Origin of the sequence: Chromobacterium phragmitis, from assembly GCF_003325475.1 — a bacterium.
Classification (GTDB): domain Bacteria; phylum Pseudomonadota; class Gammaproteobacteria; order Burkholderiales; family Chromobacteriaceae; genus Chromobacterium; species Chromobacterium phragmitis.
Genome location: NZ_CP029495.1, coordinates 3,613,067 through 3,631,988, shown reverse-complemented (window position 1 = coordinate 3,631,988; position 18,922 = coordinate 3,613,067). Strand labels below are relative to the sequence as shown.

At 61.6% G+C, this 18,922-nt stretch carries 22 protein-coding genes and 1 other RNA gene; 7 read left to right on the top strand and 16 right to left on the bottom strand.

What is annotated here, in order from left to right; all coding sequences use genetic code 11:
- Positions 1 to 119 precede the first annotated feature (119 nt).
- On the top strand, positions 120 to 734 hold the full coding sequence (locus DK842_RS17155; RefSeq protein WP_114062542.1) for a trimeric intracellular cation channel family protein: 615 nt from the start codon (positions 120 to 122) through the stop codon (positions 732 to 734).
- Positions 735 to 791: 57 nt separating this feature from the next.
- Here DK842_RS17155 and DK842_RS23470 read toward each other — a convergent pair whose 3' ends face one another.
- Positions 792 to 1,205 (bottom strand): restriction endonuclease, encoded by a 414-nt coding sequence (locus DK842_RS23470; RefSeq protein ID WP_168194912.1) that lies wholly within the window; start codon positions 1,203 to 1,205, stop codon positions 792 to 794.
- Positions 1,206 to 1,652: 447 nt separating this feature from the next.
- On the opposite strand from DK842_RS23470, the gene DK842_RS17145 reads away from it, so the two are divergent.
- Together DK842_RS17145 and DK842_RS24285 are read left to right on the top strand one after the other, a co-directional pair.
- Positions 1,653 to 2,156, top strand: a complete 504-nt coding sequence (locus DK842_RS17145; protein ID WP_114062540.1) for a TIGR02117 family protein — start codon at positions 1,653 to 1,655, stop codon at positions 2,154 to 2,156.
- Positions 2,074 to 2,346: a DUF2459 domain-containing protein gene (locus tag DK842_RS24285; protein ID WP_114063783.1), complete on the top strand. Its 273-nt coding sequence runs from the start codon at positions 2,074 to 2,076 to the stop codon at positions 2,344 to 2,346. Before DK842_RS17145 ends, DK842_RS24285 begins: the two co-directional genes overlap by 83 nt.
- 8 nt (positions 2,347 to 2,354) lie before the next feature.
- Here the strand turns inward: DK842_RS24285 and DK842_RS24140 are convergent, their stop codons facing one another.
- A complete protein-coding gene (locus DK842_RS24140) occupies positions 2,355 to 2,612 on the bottom strand; it encodes a type 2 periplasmic-binding domain-containing protein (protein ID WP_198414563.1) in 258 nt (85 codons plus the stop codon).
- A 28-nt stretch (positions 2,613 to 2,640) separates the two neighbouring features.
- On the opposite strand from DK842_RS24140, the gene DK842_RS23075 reads away from it, so the two are divergent.
- On the top strand, positions 2,641 to 2,958 hold the full coding sequence (locus DK842_RS23075) for a hypothetical protein (RefSeq protein WP_145964063.1): 318 nt from the start codon (positions 2,641 to 2,643) through the stop codon (positions 2,956 to 2,958).
- 347 nt (positions 2,959 to 3,305) lie between these two features.
- The gene (locus DK842_RS17125; RefSeq protein ID WP_114062537.1) at positions 3,306 to 4,100 is read left to right on the top strand and encodes a nitrilase-related carbon-nitrogen hydrolase; all 795 of its coding nucleotides are present in this window, start codon (positions 3,306 to 3,308) and stop codon (positions 4,098 to 4,100) included.
- Between the two features lie 81 nt (positions 4,101 to 4,181).
- On the opposite strand, the gene DK842_RS24280 is transcribed toward DK842_RS17125, so the two are convergent.
- The 5 genes from DK842_RS24280 to DK842_RS17100 all read right to left on the bottom strand — a co-directional run bounded on the left by DK842_RS24280 (position 4,182) and on the right by DK842_RS17100 (position 6,656).
- Complete coding sequence (locus DK842_RS24280; protein ID WP_114062536.1) at positions 4,182 to 4,331, bottom strand: DUF4113 domain-containing protein; 150 nt, start codon at positions 4,329 to 4,331, stop codon at positions 4,182 to 4,184.
- Positions 4,331 to 4,564: a S24/S26 family peptidase gene (locus DK842_RS23705; protein WP_198414562.1), complete on the bottom strand. Its 234-nt coding sequence runs from the start codon at positions 4,562 to 4,564 to the stop codon at positions 4,331 to 4,333. The genes DK842_RS24280 and DK842_RS23705 overlap by 1 nt, the downstream gene beginning before the upstream one ends.
- Before the next feature lie 256 nt (positions 4,565 to 4,820).
- Positions 4,821 to 5,186, bottom strand: a transfer-messenger RNA (tmRNA) gene (ssrA, locus tag DK842_RS17110).
- Between the two features lie 69 nt (positions 5,187 to 5,255).
- The gene (gene ribA / locus DK842_RS17105; RefSeq protein WP_114062535.1) at positions 5,256 to 5,873 is read right to left on the bottom strand and encodes a GTP cyclohydrolase II; all 618 of its coding nucleotides are present in this window, start codon (positions 5,871 to 5,873) and stop codon (positions 5,256 to 5,258) included.
- Positions 5,874 to 5,933: 60 nt separating this feature from the next.
- Positions 5,934 to 6,656, bottom strand: a complete 723-nt coding sequence (locus DK842_RS17100) for a GAF domain-containing protein (protein ID WP_114063782.1) — start codon at positions 6,654 to 6,656, stop codon at positions 5,934 to 5,936.
- 101 nt (positions 6,657 to 6,757) lie between these two features.
- Here DK842_RS17100 and DK842_RS17095 point away from each other — a divergent pair, with 101 nt between their 5' ends.
- Positions 6,758 to 7,831 (top strand): hypothetical protein, encoded by a 1,074-nt coding sequence (locus DK842_RS17095; protein WP_114062534.1) that lies wholly within the window; start codon positions 6,758 to 6,760, stop codon positions 7,829 to 7,831.
- A gap of 73 nt (positions 7,832 to 7,904) precedes the next feature.
- Here DK842_RS17095 and DK842_RS17090 read toward each other — a convergent pair whose 3' ends face one another.
- The 4 genes from DK842_RS17090 to DK842_RS17075 form a co-directional block, all read right to left on the bottom strand.
- A complete protein-coding gene (locus tag DK842_RS17090; RefSeq protein ID WP_232538686.1) occupies positions 7,905 to 10,526 on the bottom strand; it encodes a M9 family metallopeptidase N-terminal domain-containing protein in 2,622 nt (873 codons plus the stop codon).
- A 263-nt stretch (positions 10,527 to 10,789) separates the two neighbouring features.
- Complete coding sequence (hslO, locus tag DK842_RS17085; RefSeq protein ID WP_114062532.1) at positions 10,790 to 11,674, bottom strand: Hsp33 family molecular chaperone HslO; 885 nt, start codon at positions 11,672 to 11,674, stop codon at positions 10,790 to 10,792.
- A complete protein-coding gene (locus DK842_RS17080; protein ID WP_114062531.1) occupies positions 11,671 to 12,261 on the bottom strand; it encodes an Ntn hydrolase family protein in 591 nt (196 codons plus the stop codon). Before DK842_RS17080 ends, hslO begins: the two co-directional genes overlap by 4 nt.
- Before the next feature lie 154 nt (positions 12,262 to 12,415).
- Positions 12,416 to 12,718, bottom strand: a complete 303-nt coding sequence (locus DK842_RS17075) for a hypothetical protein (RefSeq protein ID WP_145964062.1) — start codon at positions 12,716 to 12,718, stop codon at positions 12,416 to 12,418.
- 164 nt (positions 12,719 to 12,882) lie between these two features.
- Between DK842_RS17075 and DK842_RS17070 the strand changes: the two genes are divergently transcribed.
- Positions 12,883 to 13,143 carry a hypothetical protein gene (locus tag DK842_RS17070; RefSeq protein WP_114062529.1) on the top strand — a complete coding sequence of 87 codons (261 nt, stop codon included), beginning with the start codon at positions 12,883 to 12,885 and terminating at the stop codon, positions 13,141 to 13,143.
- A gap of 76 nt (positions 13,144 to 13,219) precedes the next feature.
- On the opposite strand, the gene DK842_RS17065 is transcribed toward DK842_RS17070, so the two are convergent.
- The 5 genes from DK842_RS17065 to DK842_RS17045 form a co-directional block, all read right to left on the bottom strand.
- Positions 13,220 to 13,423: a DUF2788 domain-containing protein gene (locus tag DK842_RS17065; RefSeq protein WP_114063781.1), complete on the bottom strand. Its 204-nt coding sequence runs from the start codon at positions 13,421 to 13,423 to the stop codon at positions 13,220 to 13,222.
- Between the two features lie 16 nt (positions 13,424 to 13,439).
- Complete coding sequence (locus DK842_RS17060) at positions 13,440 to 14,342, bottom strand: DMT family transporter (protein ID WP_114062528.1); 903 nt, start codon at positions 14,340 to 14,342, stop codon at positions 13,440 to 13,442.
- 80 nt (positions 14,343 to 14,422) lie between these two features.
- Positions 14,423 to 15,649 carry an argininosuccinate synthase gene (locus tag DK842_RS17055; RefSeq protein ID WP_114062527.1) on the bottom strand — a complete coding sequence of 409 codons (1,227 nt, stop codon included), beginning with the start codon at positions 15,647 to 15,649 and terminating at the stop codon, positions 14,423 to 14,425.
- Positions 15,650 to 15,696: 47 nt separating this feature from the next.
- Positions 15,697 to 16,620 carry an ornithine carbamoyltransferase gene (argF, locus tag DK842_RS17050; RefSeq protein ID WP_114062526.1) on the bottom strand — a complete coding sequence of 308 codons (924 nt, stop codon included), beginning with the start codon at positions 16,618 to 16,620 and terminating at the stop codon, positions 15,697 to 15,699.
- A gap of 202 nt (positions 16,621 to 16,822) precedes the next feature.
- The gene (locus DK842_RS17045; protein ID WP_114062525.1) at positions 16,823 to 18,781 is read right to left on the bottom strand and encodes an aminotransferase class I/II-fold pyridoxal phosphate-dependent enzyme; all 1,959 of its coding nucleotides are present in this window, start codon (positions 18,779 to 18,781) and stop codon (positions 16,823 to 16,825) included.
- Positions 18,782 to 18,922 lie beyond the last annotated feature (141 nt).

Below are 18,922 nucleotides of genomic sequence, written 5' to 3'. Positions count from 1 at the left end.
CAGGAGTTTGCCTTGTCCATCCATCCGCATTGCCGCGCGCACCATCCGCGCCTCATTCCCGCACGCTGTCCGCCCGCCACCGCAGGCGTTTTCTTGCTTCGCACTCACAAGATTTCATCATGCTGACCTTGATCTACCTGATCGCCATCACCGCGGAAGCGATGACCGGCGCGCTGGCGGCCGGCCGCCGCCACATGGACATTTTCGGCGTAGCCGTCATCGCCTTTCTCACCGCGCTGGGCGGCGGAACCGTGCGCGACATCGTGCTCGGCCGTTACCCGATAGGCTGGACCCAGCATCCGGAATACGTGCTGCTGGTGGTGGCCGGCGGCCTGGCCGCGGTGCTGATCGCGCGCTACATGCGCCACCTGAACCGCTTGTTCCTGATACTGGACGCGCTGGGCCTGGTGGCGTTCACCATCATCGGTTGCGACGTGGCGCTGGGCATGGGCTACCATCCGGTCATCATCGTGATGGCCGGCATGATCACCGGCATCGCCGGCGGCATCCTGCGCGACGTGCTGTGCAACAGGGTGCCCATCGTGTTCCGCCGCGAGCTGTACGCCAGCGTGTCGCTGCTGGTGGCCATCCTCTACCTGGGCCTGAACCGCCTGGGCCTGCAGCACGACTGGAACGTGGTCGCCAGCTTCGCCTTCGGCCTGGCCCTGCGTCTGACCGCGCTGTGGCGCGAATGGCAGCTGCCAGTGTTCTCCTACCGCCACGATCACCACTGACAGCCCGCCCCAAGACGAGAAACGCTCCGTCTCGCGGGGCGCTTCCCATGCCGCCAGTCAACGCCTGGCTATCTCGCAGCCGCAAGACGGGCAGCCGCGCGCCTCCCCGCCCGCCTCCTGCTCCCGCAGGCGGGCGAGCACCGCCTTGCCCGGCAGCAACACGATGCCCTTGCCCGCCGCGAACGCCTTGGCGACCGCGGTGAACTCCCCGCTACACACCACGAAACCACGCTCCACGCCGCGGGACTGCATCACTCCATACAATTCTCTCACCACTGCCACGCCCACTTTCTGGGCATTCCAGCGCTTGCACTGCACCAAGTGGCACTCATCGCCCAGAAACAGCTCCAGGTCCACGCCGCCATCCGCGCCGCTCCCCGCGCGCGCCTCCACCCGATAGCCCTGGCGACGGAACATGACGCCCACCAGAGCCTCGAAATCCTGCCAGGACAACTCCGCCAGTCTGCGCAACGAGGGCTCGCCAGAAGCGCGGCCGCGCTGTCGAAACCGCCGCGCCAACCCCATGACCGAACATGACGCGAGCGCGCCGGGCAAGCCATATCGCAACGACAGCCCCAAAGCGGAAGGAATATCCGAAACAGCAGCCACAGGCAGGTATTGCCTGCCGGCAAACCAACTCAAAGCCGCCAGCGACAGCAGCGTATGCCAGGGGAGATGAAGCGAACGACTGCGGAATGCGCGTCCGCTGATTTTTCTTATGATTCGCATAATATTTCGCAAATAGCATAATCATATCAAAATCAGCAATCAATATAAACAAATAGCCTTTCAATATCCAAACAGTCGGCATTTCATTCCCAAATCCAGTCGTAAGATTTTTGCATGATTTGACAACTAAACGTCATTCGATGTAGACAGTCGGCCCAGATCCCAACTATCAACCATCCACGCCCCCCCATGCGAACGCCAACCACCATATTCCGACTCGTCCTTCGCTCACTGCTGCTGATCCCCACCCTGCCGCTCTGCTATCTGCTCGCCGCGCTGGCGCTGGGCCTATTGCCTAGCAACCGCGAGTGGGCACAACCCGAGGCTGGCATTCCCATCTATCTGGACAGCAACGGCGTCCACACCAGCCTGGTCATGCCAGTGAAAACCGCCCAGGCGGATTGGACAACCGCCTTTTCCCCTCGACAACTGTCCAAACCGGAGCGCTACGCCCACTCGCCGTACATTTCCATCAGCTGGGGCAGCAAGGTGTTTTTTCTGACCATCCAGAGTTGGAAAGACCTCAGCGCGGGCAAGGCGCTATCGGCCTTGGCCTTCGACCAGAGCGTGCTGCACGTGGAGTACCTGCCCCAGCCCAAGGAGGGCAAGGATACCAAGCGGGTGCTGGTCAGCCCGGAGCAGTACGAAAAACTGGTGGCCTTCATCCATCCGCCGCAGCGCGCCATTCGATGACCAAGGCCAAGCCCTGCAAGAAAAGGGCTACCACTATTACGACAACGACGCCTTCTACACCGCCCATGGCCGCTATAACCCCATCGTCACCTGCAACCAGTGGACGCGCGACGCGCTGGCCGAAATGGGAGTGCGTACCGCGCTATGGTCTCCATTCGTCCAACCCTTGTTCTGGCAGCTGAAAAAATAGGGAAGTCTTCAAGACATCTCCTGCAGCCACGCCAGCAGATCCGCGGCCAGACCGTCTCGCCTGAACGGCTCCGGCGACAACAGCGCGTAGCGCGCGCCATCCTCGACAAAGCCCAATGGCGCGGCCAGCAAGCCATTGTCGACATCATCCCGGACTAGGCGCCAAGGGCCTATCGCCACCCCAAGGCCCGCCACCGCCGCCCGCGGGCTGAAGTAAAAGCGCTCGAACCACGGTCCCTCGCCCGCGGGGGCCGCACCCCAGCCCACCACTACGCCGAGAGAGGCGCTGTCATATGTGCAGACATACGCACTTAGTAGCTATTGTGCGGTTCAAGCCATCGCACATCAACGCGATGCACAAAGTGAGGCCCAGCAGAAGCTGTATCGCGAACTTACTGATAAGTGGCGGCGCAAGCACTACGAAATCAGCATCAAGCTGCATCATCTGGCCCATGGCTACGCCGCGCAGATGGTGAAGGAAGATAGGGTCGCACCCGAAGTCGGCGAGATTAACGCTTGGGCAGATATACTGGCCCTGCCAGACAACATGTCTGCCCATGAGTACGCAAGTCGCGAGTTTCGCCGGAATCCCAATGTTTGCGATCAGCCTTAATTACCGCGCATGGTAGCTCTCCAAATCCATGAAAACTCAATGCGGGGGATTGGTGGGGTTTTGATGCAGGACATATGCCATTGATATGCTTTTGAGTTTTACCTCGCCCACTGCGCAGCAGATATGCCAGCGCGTTGGCTTCGAGGAACAGGAAGCCTTTGGGCGGCACCAATCATCACCCGCGACGGGTTACAGCGAAGAACTTATTGGTTTTTATTTTGTCACTCAATAGGTATGGATAGAGCACACCATTTGCTCATCCACATGAAAAACATGGCATCTTTCTGCGCCGGACGGGTGAAGATAGGCAATGCACCATTCAAAATAGTCAATATGGATTTTAGCCCATGATCGCAGCTTTTCTGCAATATCCCGTTTCATTTGGAGATCCCGCCGCAAATTTTGGAAAGGTTCGCGATCTTGTAGGTTCGACGCATTTTGATCTCATGGTCATGCCAGAACTTTTTAATATCGGCTATTTCCACGATTCACGTGAAGCCTTGTCACGTCATGCTGAATCGGCATCCGATGGGCCGAGCGCGCAATTTCTTTTGCAACTATCCGCGGAAAAGGATGCGACATTCATTGCCGGCATCGCCGAGCGTGATGGTGATCGCATATACAACACGGCGATTATCGTATCGCGAGGACGATGGCTTGGGAAGCAACGTAAGTGCCACTTGTCTCGCTTGGAGAAGCCGCTTTTTTCTCCTGGCGATTCATTGCAGTGTTTCGATGACGGGAACTGCCATTTTGGCGTATTGACCTGTTTTGATCTCTGGATGCCAGAAGCCGCGCGTTTACTTGTTCGCCAGGGCGCGCAGTTACTCTGTTGCCCAGCCAACTACGGCGGACCGTGGACGACACATCTTGCGCGCATTCGTGCGATGGAGAATGCCACTCCTCTAATTTGCGCCAATCGCAGCGGCAATGAGATGTATGCTGGCAAAGAGGAAAGATTCAGAGGCGAAAGCCAAATTATCGGCCCAATGGGAGAGGTTTGGACATCCGCGACCGAGGAGGCGTCGCTTGGCGTTTCGCTGATCGATCCCAACTCGCACGTTCTCAAGTCGAATCCTATGTGCGATGACCTGATGGATGAAGCAAGCCGTTATGCTTTATCTGGTCCGCACTTAAGATAAATATCTATCGCCCATAAGAAAAATCCCCCACAAACCACAGGGATGGAGGGGAAGTAGCCTATTGCTCCGTGATTGCAATTGTTACCTAACGATGAGCAATCCATCTAGCCGCGCCATGCCGCGCGGCGACCGCACATCCTGGCGCATTTGCCAGCGCTGAGCCATGTCCTCTGACTCCAGCCGCACCGTCCCGCGGCCAAATTCCCGATTGATTGCGTCCAGCGCCCCCATTAGCTGGCGCCGGCGCGGATCAGCGGGGCGGCGAATAGGTCCGCCTGCGCCACGGCACGCGGGCCGATTTCCTGCAGCAGGATGCCGGCGTTGTGGTACAGGTAGCCGCACCGATAGATCTCACGTAATTCGGCCAATGCCGCCAGGTACTCATGCAGATTGATGCTGTCGTCGAGATAGTCGTCGGCGGGCGACGGAAACCCGGCACGAACCGGGGCCAGAACGAACGGCAATGCCCCCCTCTCGAGGGGTCAAGCAAGAAGTTGAAGTCATACCGATAGCAATTTGAATTTGTGCATTTTCAAATTACGCGATAGACGCGCCGTCGGGCAACAATCATTCGACAAGCGGCAGGAAAATGACAAATTGGTTTTGGCGAGAAGGAAAAAGCAGACCAAAAAGCTGACCAAGCCCCCCCCAACTAGCCCAAAAAAAAGCCCCGCAGAAGCAGGGCTGTTTTTGTAAGCAATTGATTTTGCTAAGAATTTGTGGTGGAGGCGGCGGGAATCGAACCCGCGTCCGAAAGTCCTCTACAGTGAGTTCTACATACTTAGTCGTGTCATTTGGGATTTAACCGCTGCCACGCCGACGGACAGGCTGGACTTTGGCGAGTTACCTATTATTTCGCACTGAACCAAGTAACCCGGAACAGCACTAGCAGATGTAGAGTGACACTACAGGGTTTTGACGCCCCCGGCCCATCTGCGAACCGTTGTAGTGTCTGGCCGGCCGTTAGGCTGCCAGAGCGTAAGTTTCGTCGTTTGCGACTATATAAATTCAGCGTTTTACGGGGTGACTGAAATCCCGGTATGCCCCCATCTGCTTCGCAACCCCCGTCGAAACCAGGTCGCCCCCAGATAAGAATGTTCATTATATTACAACTATCATCGCTTGGCGAGCGCCCGCATGCTCGCCGACTCCAGCTTACTTGAACAGCATATGCCCCAGCTTGGCGGCCTTGGTGTCAAGATAGCGGTCGTTGTACGGATTGCGGCCCACTTGCAGCGGCACGCGCTCCACCACCTTGATGCCGGCCGCTTCCAGCGTGGCCAGCTTGCGGGGGTTGTTGGTCATCACCTTGACGCTGCTGATTCCCAGGTGGTCCAGCATGTGGCGGGCGATGCGGAAATCGCGCATGTCTGCCGGGAAACCCAGCCGCTCGTTGGCCTCCACCGTATCGGCGCCGCCATCCTGCAGCTTGTAGGCGCGGATCTTGTTGATCAGGCCGATGCCGCGGCCTTCCTGGCGCAGATACAGCAGCGCGCCGCGGCCAGCCTTGCTGATGGCTTCCATCGCCGCTTCCAGTTGGAAGCCGCAGTCGCACCGCAAGGAGAACAGCGCGTCGCCGGTCAGGCATTCCGAATGCAGCCGCGCCAGCACCGGCTGGCCATCGCCCACCTCGCCCAGCGTCAGCGCCACATGCTCCTGGCCGCTCTCTTCCTCGAAGCCATGCATGGCGAACTCGCCCCACGGCGTGGGCAGCTTGCAGCTGGCGATGTACTGGATGATAGGTTCGGGAGCGGATTGCGGGTGCGGCGACATGACTTCTCCAACGCTGAGGAATGCAATGCGAAAAGGCCGCGCGGCGGCCTGTGGTGATGCTTAGTTGGGGAGACTTTCCCCGTTTTCAAGCGGCGGCAGATTGACGAGTATCTGCGGCAGCACGATGGCCAGCGCGGCCAGCCATACCTGCCGCTCCGGCGTGAAGTGGCCGGCGGTGAACGACTCGGCGTCGATGATGCCCAGCACGTTGTCGTCGCGGTTCAGCACCGGCAGGCAGATCTCGCTTTTCACCTTGGGATCGCACTCGTAATAACCCCCGCCCTCGGCACGCCATTGCGCGATGTCGTCCACCACCACTCCCCAGCCGGTAAGGCCCACGCGGCTGTTGTTGCTGAACTCGGCGAACGCTTCCGTCAACGGAAACTCGGCGCGGCTTTCCACGCCCTTGTAGGCCAGCTTGACCAGCACCGCGTTCTTGCCGATGCCGATCTTGCGGTAGATGCCGATCCAGTCGGCGCCGATCTTGGCGTTGACCGAGTCCAGCAAGGCGTTCAGGTTGACCAGCCCGGCGGTGGTTTCCGGCGTTTCCACGCCCAGCGCCACGCGCAGGTCGTACGGGGTTTCGTCCAGCTCGTCGTACAGCGAGCAGCTGCCGCCCTCGCCCAGTTTGGGCACCTTGTAGCGGTACAGGTCGCGGCTGGGCGCCGGCTTCGCCACGGCGATGACGGCCTGCAGCGTCATCACCGCGATCTGCAGTTCGGTGATGTCGAGTTTCAAGGCCTGCTCTCGCAGATAGTCGGTCAGCTGGCTTGCGGGTATCATGGGGAACTCCTGAACGGCGGCGCGCCTGAGCGCGCTGAATTCGAAACGCAACAGGATATCAAACCCGACCACGCTTCGCCATTTCGCCACTTTATATCGTAATGACCGCCATTCATATCCGCCAACCCGTTCTCACCATCAAGGCCGGCGCCGGCGCGCGCCGATTGCTGCAGCAGGGGCTGAGCCCCTTCCAGGTGGCCACATTGCCCGGCGCGGCGGGCGGCCCTAAAGCAGTAGGCATGACCGGGCTGGACCAGGCGGTGTTCGGCTGGCTGGCTGGAGCCCCGCGCGAACGCGAACTGGTGGGCGCGTCGATAGGCGGCTGGCGCTTCGCCTGCGCGATGCAGCCGGACCCGGCCGCAGCGCTGTCCCGCCTGGCCGAACGCTACACGGCCGAGCATTACCACCCCGGAGCCACCGTCGCCCAGATCACCGCGCAAACGCGGCAAATGCTGCGCGACATCCTCGGCCCGGATGGACTGGAAAACATTCTCGCGCATCCGCATTACCGGCTCAGCCTGCTGCTGGTGCAATCGCGCGGCCTGACCAACCGCGAAGCCCGTTCCGCCTTGTTTTCCGGCCTGGCGCTGGCGGCGGCGCTGAACGCCGTCTCGCGCCCCTTGCTACGCCACAGCTTCAGCCGGGTGATCTGCCACGACCCTCGCAGTTCGCTGCGCTTCCGGCCGGAAGACGCCATTCCCACCCGGCTTTATCCTCTTAACGCGGATAACCTGGAACAGGCACTGATGGGCACGGTGGCGATACCTGGCGTGCTGCACGGCGTGCAGCTGCCGGGCGCGCCCAAGGCGGTCTACCGCGACGGCGGGCTCACCGACTACCATATCGACTTCCCCTTCGCCCACGGCGACGACATCGCGCTGTATCCGCACTTCACCGACCGCATCGTGCCCGGCTGGTTCGACAAGACGCTGCCATGGCGCAAGCCATCCGTCGCCCATCACGCCAACACCGTGCTGCTGGCGCCGTCCCGCGAATACCTGGCCGCCCTGCCCGGCCAACGGCTGCCGGACCGCAAGGATTTCCGCCGCTACCAGGGGCGCGACGAATTGCGCCGCCGGCACTGGAAAGCCGCCAGCGCGGAAAGCCAGCGCCTGGGCGACGCTTTTCTGGCGTGGCTGGAAAAGCCCGGCTCCATTGCCGTGCAGCCGCTGTAAGCGCCCTCCTCGCTGCGGCGCAAAAAAAGCCGGGCGAACCCGGCTTTTCTGATTTTCCTGCCGGCAAGCGTCATTAGCCAGCCAGAGACCAGCACTGCTCTTCAGGCATGTCGCGCGGCGTCGCGTTCAGCTCCACTACCACGTCGCGGCTCTGCGAGCCCTTGCTGAGGCGGATGGTCATCTTGTCGGCCACGCCAGCTTGATCGGCATCGCGGCGGTAGGTGAAAGTGCCCCAGTCGGATACCGCGGCGCGGCCCAGTTGCGGCGCCTGCGCCAATTGATAGCGCTCCACCCCGCCCACGCCCTGCAGCTGGCCGCGCAGGCAACGCGCCGGGCCGCCATAGCTCAGCTTGGCCAGACCCAGCTCGCCGGTTTGCGGCGGTTGCGGCTTGCCGCTGCCGGCCGGACCCAGCGGACCTTCGCAACGCAAGGTTGCGGTTTTGCGCTTGAAGTCGTAGTCCGTAGCCGAGCAGTTGGTCGCCATCAGGTTATTGATGCCGGAAGTTTTCACCAGGCCTTGCAGCGCGCCGTCCAGCAGCTTGTCCAGCTCTTGGCGGGCGCGGGTGTTGTCGCTGGCGGACAGCGGCAAGGCGCCGTTGCACTCGAAGCGGCGCAGCGCGCTGGTTTGGCCGTCGGCCCATACTTGGCAAGCCACCGGCAGCGAGCGGCGCAGCGCCGCCTCCACCGCGGCGGCGTCGCCGGACTGCCATTTATCCTGCGCCACCCAGTCCACGCCCTCTTCGGTCGAGGTATCGCCCAGCTGGCCGGACTTGGCCAGCTGCACCTGCTGGTCCACGTACTGGCGGAAGCCGGACACCAGCGCGGCGTCGCCGCCCATGCCGCTCACCAAGGCGTCGAAACGCTTGACGTCGTCGGCGCGCAGCGAGGCCAGGATGTCGGCGATCTTGCCCGGCTGTTGCTGGTTCAGGTAGTAGAACCACAGCGCGGAGTGGCTGTAGAAATCCCAGCCGTCGCTATAGCTGGAGCGCATGATGCGGGACGGCTCCAGGAAGCTGTTGGGCCAGCCGTTCGCCACCACGTCCACCACGTGGCCGCGCACCTTGATGCCGTCGCGCGAGGTGCTCCAGGCCATGAACTCGGCGAAGCCTTCGTCATACCACGGCATGCGGCGGTCGTCGCGATAGAACTCGGACGTGCCCCACATGCCCGGCTGAATGTAGCGGCCGGACAGATAATGCACATACTCGTGGCGCACCAGTTCTTCCAGGGTCAGATAGCTTTCGCGCGGCACTTCGCGCTGGTAGGTGTAGAAGGTGCCATCCTTCTCGATGTAGATGCCGCCGTTGTCGGTGGACAGCTCGTTGAGCAGGCCCTGGAAGCGTTGGTAGGCGGTCTTGGTGCCGTAGATCACCATCTTCAGCTTCTCGTTGCTGTCGCCCGTCACCGCCTCCTTGGTGCCGGCCACGCGGAACAGCTGGGTCTGCACCTGCTTCATCGCGTAATACAGCGGCTCCACCTCGGCCAGGCTCAGCGGGGTTTCGAACACCAGCTTGCCGTTGTCGAAGCTCCAGCGGTTGGGGAACAAATTGACGCGCAGCTCCTGCTCAGCCTGGCAGATACCGTAGCGGTCGCATGGCACCTTGCCCAGCTTCTTCAGCGCGTACACGGCCTCCGCCCAAGCGGCGCCGAACTTCTCGCCTTTCAGATGCAAGGCGACGGCGGCCTCTGCCTGCGGCGCGGTGCGCGGGTATTGCATGAAGCGGCCGGTTTCACGCAGGGTATTGAGGAACATCTGCTCGTCGGCGAAAGCCGGCTGGCCGGCGCGGGTCAGCCCCGCCAGGCTGGCCGCCAGACCGTCAAGCTGGCCCTTCTCCACCTTCTGGGCGAACTCAGGCTGGTAATGCATATTGAACAGCAGGGTTTGCATCGGATGCAGCGCGAAACGCGCCCAATTGTCCTTCGCCGCCGCGTTGTAGCGGCTGAAGAAACTGGCCAGCAGCGGCAAGGCGTAGTCGGCCTTGCGCACCGAATCCGCCAGGATCAGGGTCTCCGCCACGCTCTGTCGCGCGTCGCGCTCGCGATACCAGGCGTCGTGGTCGCCGCTGCTGTCTATCGCCTTGACATTCCACAGCGCCGGATTGGCTGCCATCGCCTCCACCACCTGCATCACCGGCCTATCGACCGCCGGGCCGTAATCGCCCACTTCCTTGGCGTGGCTGTATTGCAGGAAGTAACCGGCTTTCAGGAACACCGCCAGCGGCCACAAGCCGTTGGCGCTCTGGCCATCCCACGCGGCGGCGCGCGCGCGCGCCTCGGCCGCCACCAGCTGCATATTGGCCGGAGACACCACGCGGTAGCTGAAGTTGTCCGCCTGGAACAGGCGGTTCATGCAAGTCCCGTCCACGCTGGCCACGTAGCGCACCAGCGCCTGGCCGCTTAACTGGCCGAGCTTGGCCTCGTCGCAGTCGGCATAGCTGGGCGCGGCCAGCTTGGGCTGGATCGCCTTGCGCGCGGCCTGGCCTTGCTGGCCCTGCGGCTTGGCGGGCGGCTGCGCGACGCCGTTATCCGGAGCGGCGGGCGGCAATCCGTGCGGATAGTCCGGCTTTTCCGACAACGCCGGAGAATGGGAAGAATAGCGCGCGCTGGGCTGATTGGCCTGCGGCGCCGGCTGCGACGACGCGCCCTGGCCGCCGCCGGTCGTGGTCAGGCATGCGGACAGCGCCAGCGATACCATCACGGGAAGTCCCCACGCCCGATACCGACGCGGTAATGTTGTTGTATTCATTCAGTCATCCAATGGCTTGTTCAAATGACGCTCGTTTATACAATCGAGCGTCGCGAAGCATAATGGATATGACGAATATTGAATATTGTGTTTAAGGTCAGTTCGTGATCTTAAACAACAAAACAGACCAGTTAATTTTCACGCTCATTTTCAGCTTAAGAAAGTACAAAAAAAGCCGCATAAGCGGCTTTTTTGAACGGAAATTGCGGTCATCAATGACGCGCTTCGCGCGCCGCCGCCACCACGTCGTAGTCGAACAGCTGGTTGGCGTCTTCCTCGTCGAACACGTAGCGCTGGTTGCAATAGTCGCAGACGATCTCCACGCTGCCCTGCTCCAGCAGCACATCGCCCACTTCCTGGCCGCCCAGCATGGTCAGCATATTGCTGACGCGCTCTCGCGAGCAATTGCAGTTGAAGCTGACGGCCTCCTGCTCGAACACTCTCACCTGTTCCTCATGGAACAGGCGATGCAGGATGTCCTCGGCGCCCAGTTCCAGCAGCTCTTCCGATTTCAGCGTGCGCCCCAGCGTCACGATGCGGTTCCAGCCTTCCGCTTCACCATGGCCATCCGGCAGGCGCTGCAACAGCATGCCGGCCGCCGCGGCGTCGCCGCTGGCCAACACCAGCGCGGTGTCCAGCTGCTCGGAGCGCAACATGTAGTTTTCCAGCATCTGGCCCACGGTATCCCCCTCCAGCGCCACGATGCCCTGCCAGGTCTGGTTCTTGTCCTGGCGCGGCTCCAGCGTCAGCACGAATTTGCCGCCTTCGCCCAATAGCGCCTTCAGCGGCTTGCCGTCCAGGTCGCCGTCCCACTTGGCCGTGGCGCGCACCGTGCGGTCGCTGTTGCACTCGACCACGGCCAGCTTCAGCGCGCCGGTGCCGTGGATCTGCAGGATCAGCGAGCCGTCGAACTTCAAATTGGCCGCCATCAGCACCGACGCGGCCATCATCTCGCCCAGCACGGCCTTCAGCGCCTGCGGATAAGCTCGCCGCGCCAGCACCTGCTGCCAGGCGCCATCCAGGCGCACCAGCGCGCCGCGCACCGGCGCGCCGTCGAACAGGAATCGTTGCAGTGTGTCGTGATGGTTCATGTTCATGCTTCCTTGGCCGCCGCGGCGGCCGCTTCAACGGTATAAACAGTCATCGGCAGCGAAGAGCTGACGTCGAACTCGCAGCCGGCGCGCACACCGATCTCGGCGATCTCCCGGGCCGTCAGATTCTGATCGTAGACCGCGTGCATCGCCCCCATCGCGAACTTGCGGCCCGAGCCGATCGCCCAGATGCGGGAGAATTCGTAGATCTCGCGCATTGGATAAACACCGAAAACGCCGTGGGCGTTGGCGATCACCACCATCATCTGGCTGGACTCGTACGGGTCTTCCTCATCCTCCTCCGGACGCATGTAGAACGCGTCCTTCAGCTTGGGGTGAAGTTTGCGGAAGGTGTCGAAGATGCCCTGGCGGCTGCTCAGATCCTTCTTTTTCAGCTCCTTCAGCGCAGCCTGGAGCACAAGATCGTGCGCGGCGGAGCCGGACACCGCCAGATAGCTGTCGCCGTGGCGGAAAATCTTGTTGTGGAAACAGTCGTACGGCGCCAGCAGCTTCTGGTCGTCGCCGAAAGTGGTCTGGCTGTCAGCGGCGATGGCGATCTGGTCGCCCTTGCGCACGGCCACGATGGTTGTCATGCGGCTACCTTGTCTTTGAAAGCGATCCGTTCAAGATGGGATCGCAGCCGGCATTTTGCAATCCCGGCCAAAACGAAACCGGCAAGTATACCATCAAGCGCCCGCCATGCGTTCCAGCAAAAACGCGGCGCCCACCGGACACCGCGCGCTCGCCTCAAAGAGAACCAGCCCATTCGCCGAAATACGGCCGGTACCTGCCCCGCCTCACCACCATCACATTGCGCACATGGGCATTGGTCATATCGGCAAACGACTGGCCGCAGCCCATCTGCCGGCGCCTGGACTGGCCGCTGGTCCGCTCCAGCCCGCCAAACCAGCGGGCCGGATCGCAACCTTGGGTGTTGGCGCACAAGCGGCGACGCATCAGCACGGAGCACGGACCGGAGTTACAGGCGGCGTCCATCACCGCCAGCCCCGTCCAGCGCATCAGTCGGTAGTTGCCCCAGCTCTTCTGCACCAATGGATGCCAAACTAAGCCACTGTTCTTCCGGACATTTCCAAGAAAACTAGCGGTTACTACTTATAAACAAACACGGCCAACACTCATATGATGTAAGGACGATGTTCAGCCCGCCCCCGGCCAGGCCAAAGGCGGAGACCCCTTCTCAAGAGGTGAGTGCCATGCTCGACAGCAACTATGAACTGGATGAGCCGTTGGAGGCCATCCTGCAGCGCCCCCTGACCGAGTTCGAGAAGCAACAAATTCAGGACAAGCTACAAGCCTCGGCGGATGAAGCCGAAGCGGTAGCGGAGGCGCCCGCCGACACTCATCCCTTGCGCCGTCGCATGAAAGACCTCGCGATGATGCAGGTGGTGCGCATAGACCAGCAGGAAGCCCTCCGCGCCAGAAGCGATCCCCCGCGGCAAGCCAAGATCGCCTGATCTCCCAAAACCAAGCCCCGCATCGCGCGGGGCTTGGTTTTTCAACTCCGGCCTTCGCCTCGGCAATCGCAGCCCGTCACTTGCTCAACAAGAATTCCACCAGGATGTTCTTGAAAATGAAGCCCGTCACGCCGAAACCCAACACCAGAAACAGCACGATCATGCCCGTTTTGCCCGCCTTTGACTTCTTGCCCAGGTCCCAAATGATGAAACCCATGAAAACGATCAGGCCAGTCAGGCAGACGACCAGCGAAATATTGGTGAATTGTTCTTCCGACACGTGTCCCATCCTCGTTTCAGGCGCGCCCACTGCCGACCCCGCGCCCCGGTAAGCGAAAATTGCCGCCGCGCAGCACTAGCGCCACGCCGACGGCAGCCAGTACGATACCCCCCATCGCAGACAGGCTCAAGCGCTCATCGAACAGCCACCAGGCCTGAATCGCGGTCAAGCCCGGCACCAGATAAAGATAGGCCGCCACCCTACTGACATCGCCGTCGCGCAACATTCTCATCAACAGCAATACGGCCAACACCGACAACATCAGCACGCTCCAGGCCAGCGCGAAAATGAAGCTCTCGCTCCAGACCACCGCCTCGCCGCGCTCAAACAACAGCGCCAACGCCCCCGTCACGGCAAAGGCGGACAAATACTGGTGAAACGCGCCCGCGACCGGATGCGCGCCGCCGCCTCGGTACTTCTGATACAGCGTGCCGCCAGTGATCAACAACAGGCCTGCGGCGACGAAAGCCACGCCAGCTCCGCCGGCCAGCGCCACGCCCTTGCTGCCGGTTATCACCATCGCCGTGCCCGCCAGGCCCAGGACCATGCCCAGCCACTGGACAGCGCTGAAACGCTTTTCCCCCAGACGCCAGGAAATCAACGCGGTCAACAAGGGCTGCATGCCCATGACCAACGCCGCCAAGCCTGCCGGCACGCCAAGCTTGATCGCCGCGAACAGGCAACCCAGATAACCGCCGTGCAGCATGCCGCCGCTCACCCACTGCCGCCGCGCAAGCGCGAGCGGCGGCCAGGCGGGACGCAAAAAAACCAGCAATGCCGCGAAGCACAGCAAGGCCAGCGCCATCCGAATCGCCAGAAAGGTGAACGGCCCGCAATACGGCAAACCAAGCTTGGCCCCGGTGAAACCGGTGCTCCACAAGGCCACGAACATCCATGGAATCCAACTGTTCGCCCGCATGCGCGAACCTCCCCTTGCCTGCTTAAAGAACGAAAAATGGCGGCCTTGCGGCCGCCATGTCAATGGTATTGACAGTTGTATCAGCCGCGTTTGCTCCGCGCATTGGCGGCGATGCGCATCCGCAGCGCGTTCAGCCGGATGAAGCCGGCCGCGTCGGCGTGATTGTACGCGCCGCCGTCTTCGTCGAAGGTGGCGATGGTCGGGTCGAACAGCGAGTCGGTTTGGGATTCGCGGCCGACGACGACCACATTGCCCTTGTACAGTTTCAGCCGCACCCAGCCGTTCACCGTCGCCTGCGAAGCGTCTATCATCTGCTGCAGCATGGCGCGCTCCGGGCTCCACCAGTAGCCGGTGTAGATCAGCTGCGCGTACTTCGGCATCAGCTCGTCCTTCAGATGGGCCACTTCGCGGTCCAGAGTGATGGACTCGATGGCGCGGTGCGCCTTCAGCATGATGGTGCCGCCCGGAGTTTCGTAGCAGCCGCGCGACTTCATGCCCACGTAACGGTTCTCGACGATATCCAAGCGGCCGATGCCGTGCTTGTTGCCAAGGCGGTTCAGCTCGGTCAGCACGCCTGCCGGGCTCAGCGCCTGGCCGTTGACCGCCACGATGTCGCCTTTGCTGTATTCCAGCTCGACATACTCTGCCTGGTCCGGCGCGTTCTCCGGGCTCACGCTCCACAGCCACATGTCTTCTTCCGGCTCCTGCGCCGGGTCTTCCAGCACCGTGCCTTCATAAGAGATATGCAGCAGATTGGCGTCCATCGAGTACGGACTGCCGCCGTTCTTCTTCTTGCTGATGTCGATGCCGTGGGTTTCGGCGTAGGCCAGCAGCTTCTCGCGGGACAGCAGGTCCCATTCGCGCCACGGCGCGATCACTTTCACATCCGGCTTCAGCGCGTAATAACCCAGTTCGAAACGCACCTGATCGTTGCCCTTGCCGGTGGCGCCGTGCGATACCGCATCCGCGCCCACCTGGTTGGCGATCTCGATCTGGCGCTTGGCGATCAGCGGCCGGGCGATGGAGGTGCCCAGCAGGTATTCGCCTTCGTAGATGGTGTTGGCGCGAAACATCGGGAACACGTAGTCGCGGACGAACTCTTCGCGCAGGTCTTCGATGAAGATGTTCTCCGGCTTGATGCCCAGCGACACAGCCTTCTGGCGCGCCGGCTCCACCTCCTCGCCCTGGCCGATGTCGGCGGTGAAGGTCACCACCTCGCACTGGTATAGGTCCTGCAGCCACTTTAGAATCACCGAGGTATCCAGGCCGCCGGAATACGCCAAAACCACTTTCTTGATGTCAGACATTGCTTCTCTTTCCACTCATTGTTTGTTTATCGATCGCCGGGCGGGATTCAATCCTCGCGATGCCCCAGCAACAGATATTCGATCAGGGCTTTTTGCACATGCATGCGGTTTTCCGCCTCGTCCCACACCACGCTCTGCGGGCCGTCTATCACCTCGGCCGCCACCTCTTCGCCCCGATGGGCGGGCAGACAGTGCATGAACAGCGCATCCGGCTTGGCATGCTTCATCAGTTCGGTCGTCACCTGATAGCCGTCGAAGGCCTCGCGCCGCGCGGCCTGCTCGGCCTCGAAACCCATGCTGGTGAACACGTCGGTGGTGACGATGTCGGCGCCGTGAACGGCGCGCGCCGGGTCCTGGGTCATTTCCAGCACGTCGGAACCATAGTGGCGGCCATCCAAAGGCTTCAACTCGTAGCCCAGCGGCGACGCCACCTTCAACTTGAAACCGAGCACCGCCGCCGCCTGCAGCCAGGTGCGGCAAACGTTGTTGCCATCCCCCACCCAGGCTACCGTCTTGCCCTTGATCGAACCATGCCGCTCCACATAGGTGAAGATATCGGCCAGGATTTGGCACGGATGGTATTCATTGGTCAGCCCGTTGATCACCGGCGCGCGGGAATGCGCGGCGAGCCGCTCGACCAGGCTCTGCTCGAAGGTGCGGATCATGATGATGTCGCTCATTCGGGACAGCACGCGCGCGGTGTCCTCGATGGGCTCCCCGCGGCCGATCTGCGAACTCTTGGTGTCCAGGAACATAGCGTGGCCGCCCAGCTGGGCCATGCCGGCCTCGAAAGAAACGCGGGTGCGGGTGGAATTCTTTTCGAACACCATGGACATCACCTTGCCGACCAGCGGCCGATGCAACGCTCCGGCGCTTTGTCGTCGCTTCAGGACCTGGCTTCGCTCGAAGAGATGGTGATACTCATCGGGAGTGAGGTCGCTGAATTGCAGGTAATGCCTTACTGACGTCATGATGCTCCAATCAAAAAAAGAAGCCGCTGCGCGTGCCACACCAAGAGGTGGTTTCATGCGCAACGGCACATTACTACACGCTGGTCTCAAGTCACTTTAACAATGCCGCATTCCCTCACCGCCCCTTAAAAGGACAAAATCATGACTTATAGAAATGCGACATTTGTTATATTTATCGGAAATCCCCCTGCCTGACAAGCATTCAATTGAACAAACCGCGCCCCGGCAAGTCTGCCAGCTCCTGCGGCTTCAGCACGCGCAAGTAGAATTCGCCGCCATCTTCGGCCAAACCGTGCATTTCTATGCTCTTCTGGGTTTTCTGCAGCCGCGCCAGATACGCCAGGATGGTGTCCTCCACCACCTGTCCCGGCACCAGCACCGGAATGCCCGGCGGGTACGGCACGATCTGATCGCAGCACACCCGTCCGCTCAAAGCCGGATTCGGCCTGCCGTCGTCGTCAAGCAACGGCAAGCGCTCGCCAGCTTCGTAAAAGGCGTCGCGCGGCAGACATGCCAGGCGGGTGAAGCGAGGAATTTCCGGCATCCGCCCCAACGCTCGCGGCGGCCGGTTTTCCTTAGCCAGGCGCAGCATCGCGTCGTATAGCCGGGACAGCTTGCTGCGCGTGGTGCCGATGGTCAGCAGCAAGGTGATGGTGTTGAACGTGGACTTCTCCACCTGAATGTTGTAACGCTCGAACAGCGCTTGCTGCAGTTCGTCCGCGGTGAAGCCGGAACCGCTGAAGTCCACCGTCAGCTTGGTCGGGTCCAACCGGATGCCGTCCTCCTTCACCTCATCCGGCAGCAGATCATCCAGTTCCAGCACGCGAAAAGCGCCGGTGGAATTGATCTTCTCGCGCAACTCCTGCGCCAGCTTCAAGGTGCGGTCCAGCAAGCGGTAGCCTTCCATCACCGCCTGCTTGCGCGCCACGTCCAGGCTGGCGATCAGGCTGTATTGCGGGCTGGTGGACGCGTGCATATTGAAGTTTTCGCGGAACAGATGCTCGTCGAAGCGCGGGTCGTTGACGTGGATCATGCTGGCCTGCGAGAACGCCGACAGCACCTTGTGCGTGCTTTGGGTGACGTAGTCGGCGCCGGACTCCAGCGCCGTCGGCCGAAATGCCGGATGGAAGCGAGCGAAGCCGTACCAGGCCTCATCCACGATCACCTTGATGCCTCGCTCATGCGCCGCCTCGATGATGGGCTTGAGGTCATAGCGCAAGCCATCATAGGTGCATGAGGTGAGAATCAGCACCCGCGCGTCCGGATTGTCGTCAATCGCCTGGAAGATGGTGGCCTTGGGCACCGGGCCGAAAATGCCATGCTGGCGATTGATGGATGAATCCAGATACACCGGCCGCGCGCCGGACAGAATCACGCCATGGTGCACGGACTTGTGGCAGTTGCGATCCAGCAGCAGCTTGTCCCCAGGCGCCAGCAAGGTCTGGAAAATCACCTTGTTGGAAGTGGAGGTGCCGTTGGTGGCGAAGTAAGTCTTGCGCGCGCCGAAGGCCTTGGCCGCCAGCATCTGCGACTCCGAGATGACGCCGGTCGGGTGCAGCAGCGAATCCAGCATCGGCACCGACACCGACAAATCGGCGCGCAGCAGATGCTCGCCGACGAAGTCATGGAAATCGCCTACCCACGGACTGCCCTTCAGCGAATCGCCGCCGGAATGGCCTGGCGTGTGCCAGGAATCCTTGGCCATCCGCACATACTGTTTGAGCTTGTCGTAGAACGGCGTCGCCGACTTCTCCGCCAGCTCCGCCGACAGAATGCGGAACCAGCCGTTGAAATCGGCCTCATCGCGGTAGAAATAGCCGTCCACCGCATGACTGGCCAACTCCTCCACCAGCGCCCGCTCGTCGTCGTCGCGCAGGAAGACGTAAAGCGAAATCTCCGGGCGGAAATCGCTGATGCGGTTGGCCAATTGGGCGGCGGCCTCTCCATTTGCGGTGCCTTTCAGCTGCCGATCCACCAGCACGACCTGCGCCTCGCCGTCCCGGCCTATCAGCTCCATCGTCTCGGCCGTGGTGTTGGCGGTGACGAAAGTCAGCCCGAACGGATTCTCCAGCCGCACCGCGGCGGCCCCCAGGCCGGCCAGCACCTCGGCCTGCCATGTCACATCGTCGCTGACCACGACTACGCGGCTAACGGGTTTCATGACGGTTTCTCCTGTTGTGTTTGCCGCGCACTTGTTTTTAGCGTCTGTCCGGACGTACGCGCTGTTCTGTTTTTTAGTTTGCCGCCTATCCTATCCACATCTGGCGTCCGCCGTCATTATGCAGGCGCACAACGGTCGCAT

What these genes read in the sequence shown, in the direction of transcription:
- DK842_RS17155 (WP_114062542.1), top strand. Translation starts at nt 120, where the DNA reads ATGCTGACCTTGATCTACCTGATCGCCATCACCGCGGAAGCGATGACC.
- DK842_RS17145 (WP_114062540.1), top strand. Translation starts at nt 1,653, where the DNA reads ATGCGAACGCCAACCACCATATTCCGACTCGTCCTTCGCTCACTGCTG.
- DK842_RS17125 (WP_114062537.1), top strand. Translation starts at nt 3,306, where the DNA reads ATGATCGCAGCTTTTCTGCAATATCCCGTTTCATTTGGAGATCCCGCC.
- DK842_RS24280 (WP_114062536.1), bottom strand. Translation starts at nt 4,331, where the DNA reads ATGGGGGCGCTGGACGCAATCAATCGGGAATTTGGCCGCGGGACGGTG.
- ribA (WP_114062535.1), bottom strand. Translation starts at nt 5,873, where the DNA reads ATGTCGCCGCACCCGCAATCCGCTCCCGAACCTATCATCCAGTACATC.
- DK842_RS17100 (WP_114063782.1), bottom strand. Translation starts at nt 6,656, where the DNA reads ATGATACCCGCAAGCCAGCTGACCGACTATCTGCGAGAGCAGGCCTTG.
- DK842_RS17095 (WP_114062534.1), top strand. Translation starts at nt 6,758, where the DNA reads ATGACCGCCATTCATATCCGCCAACCCGTTCTCACCATCAAGGCCGGC.
- DK842_RS17090 (WP_232538686.1), bottom strand. Translation starts at nt 10,526, where the DNA reads ATGGTATCGCTGGCGCTGTCCGCATGCCTGACCACGACCGGCGGCGGC.
- hslO (WP_114062532.1), bottom strand. Translation starts at nt 11,674, where the DNA reads ATGAACATGAACCATCACGACACACTGCAACGATTCCTGTTCGACGGC.
- DK842_RS17080 (WP_114062531.1), bottom strand. Translation starts at nt 12,261, where the DNA reads ATGACAACCATCGTGGCCGTGCGCAAGGGCGACCAGATCGCCATCGCC.
- DK842_RS17070 (WP_114062529.1), top strand. Translation starts at nt 12,883, where the DNA reads ATGCTCGACAGCAACTATGAACTGGATGAGCCGTTGGAGGCCATCCTG.
- DK842_RS17060 (WP_114062528.1), bottom strand. Translation starts at nt 14,342, where the DNA reads ATGCGGGCGAACAGTTGGATTCCATGGATGTTCGTGGCCTTGTGGAGC.
- DK842_RS17055 (WP_114062527.1), bottom strand. Translation starts at nt 15,649, where the DNA reads ATGTCTGACATCAAGAAAGTGGTTTTGGCGTATTCCGGCGGCCTGGAT.
- argF (WP_114062526.1), bottom strand. Translation starts at nt 16,620, where the DNA reads ATGACGTCAGTAAGGCATTACCTGCAATTCAGCGACCTCACTCCCGAT.
- DK842_RS17045 (WP_114062525.1), bottom strand. Translation starts at nt 18,781, where the DNA reads ATGAAACCCGTTAGCCGCGTAGTCGTGGTCAGCGACGATGTGACATGG.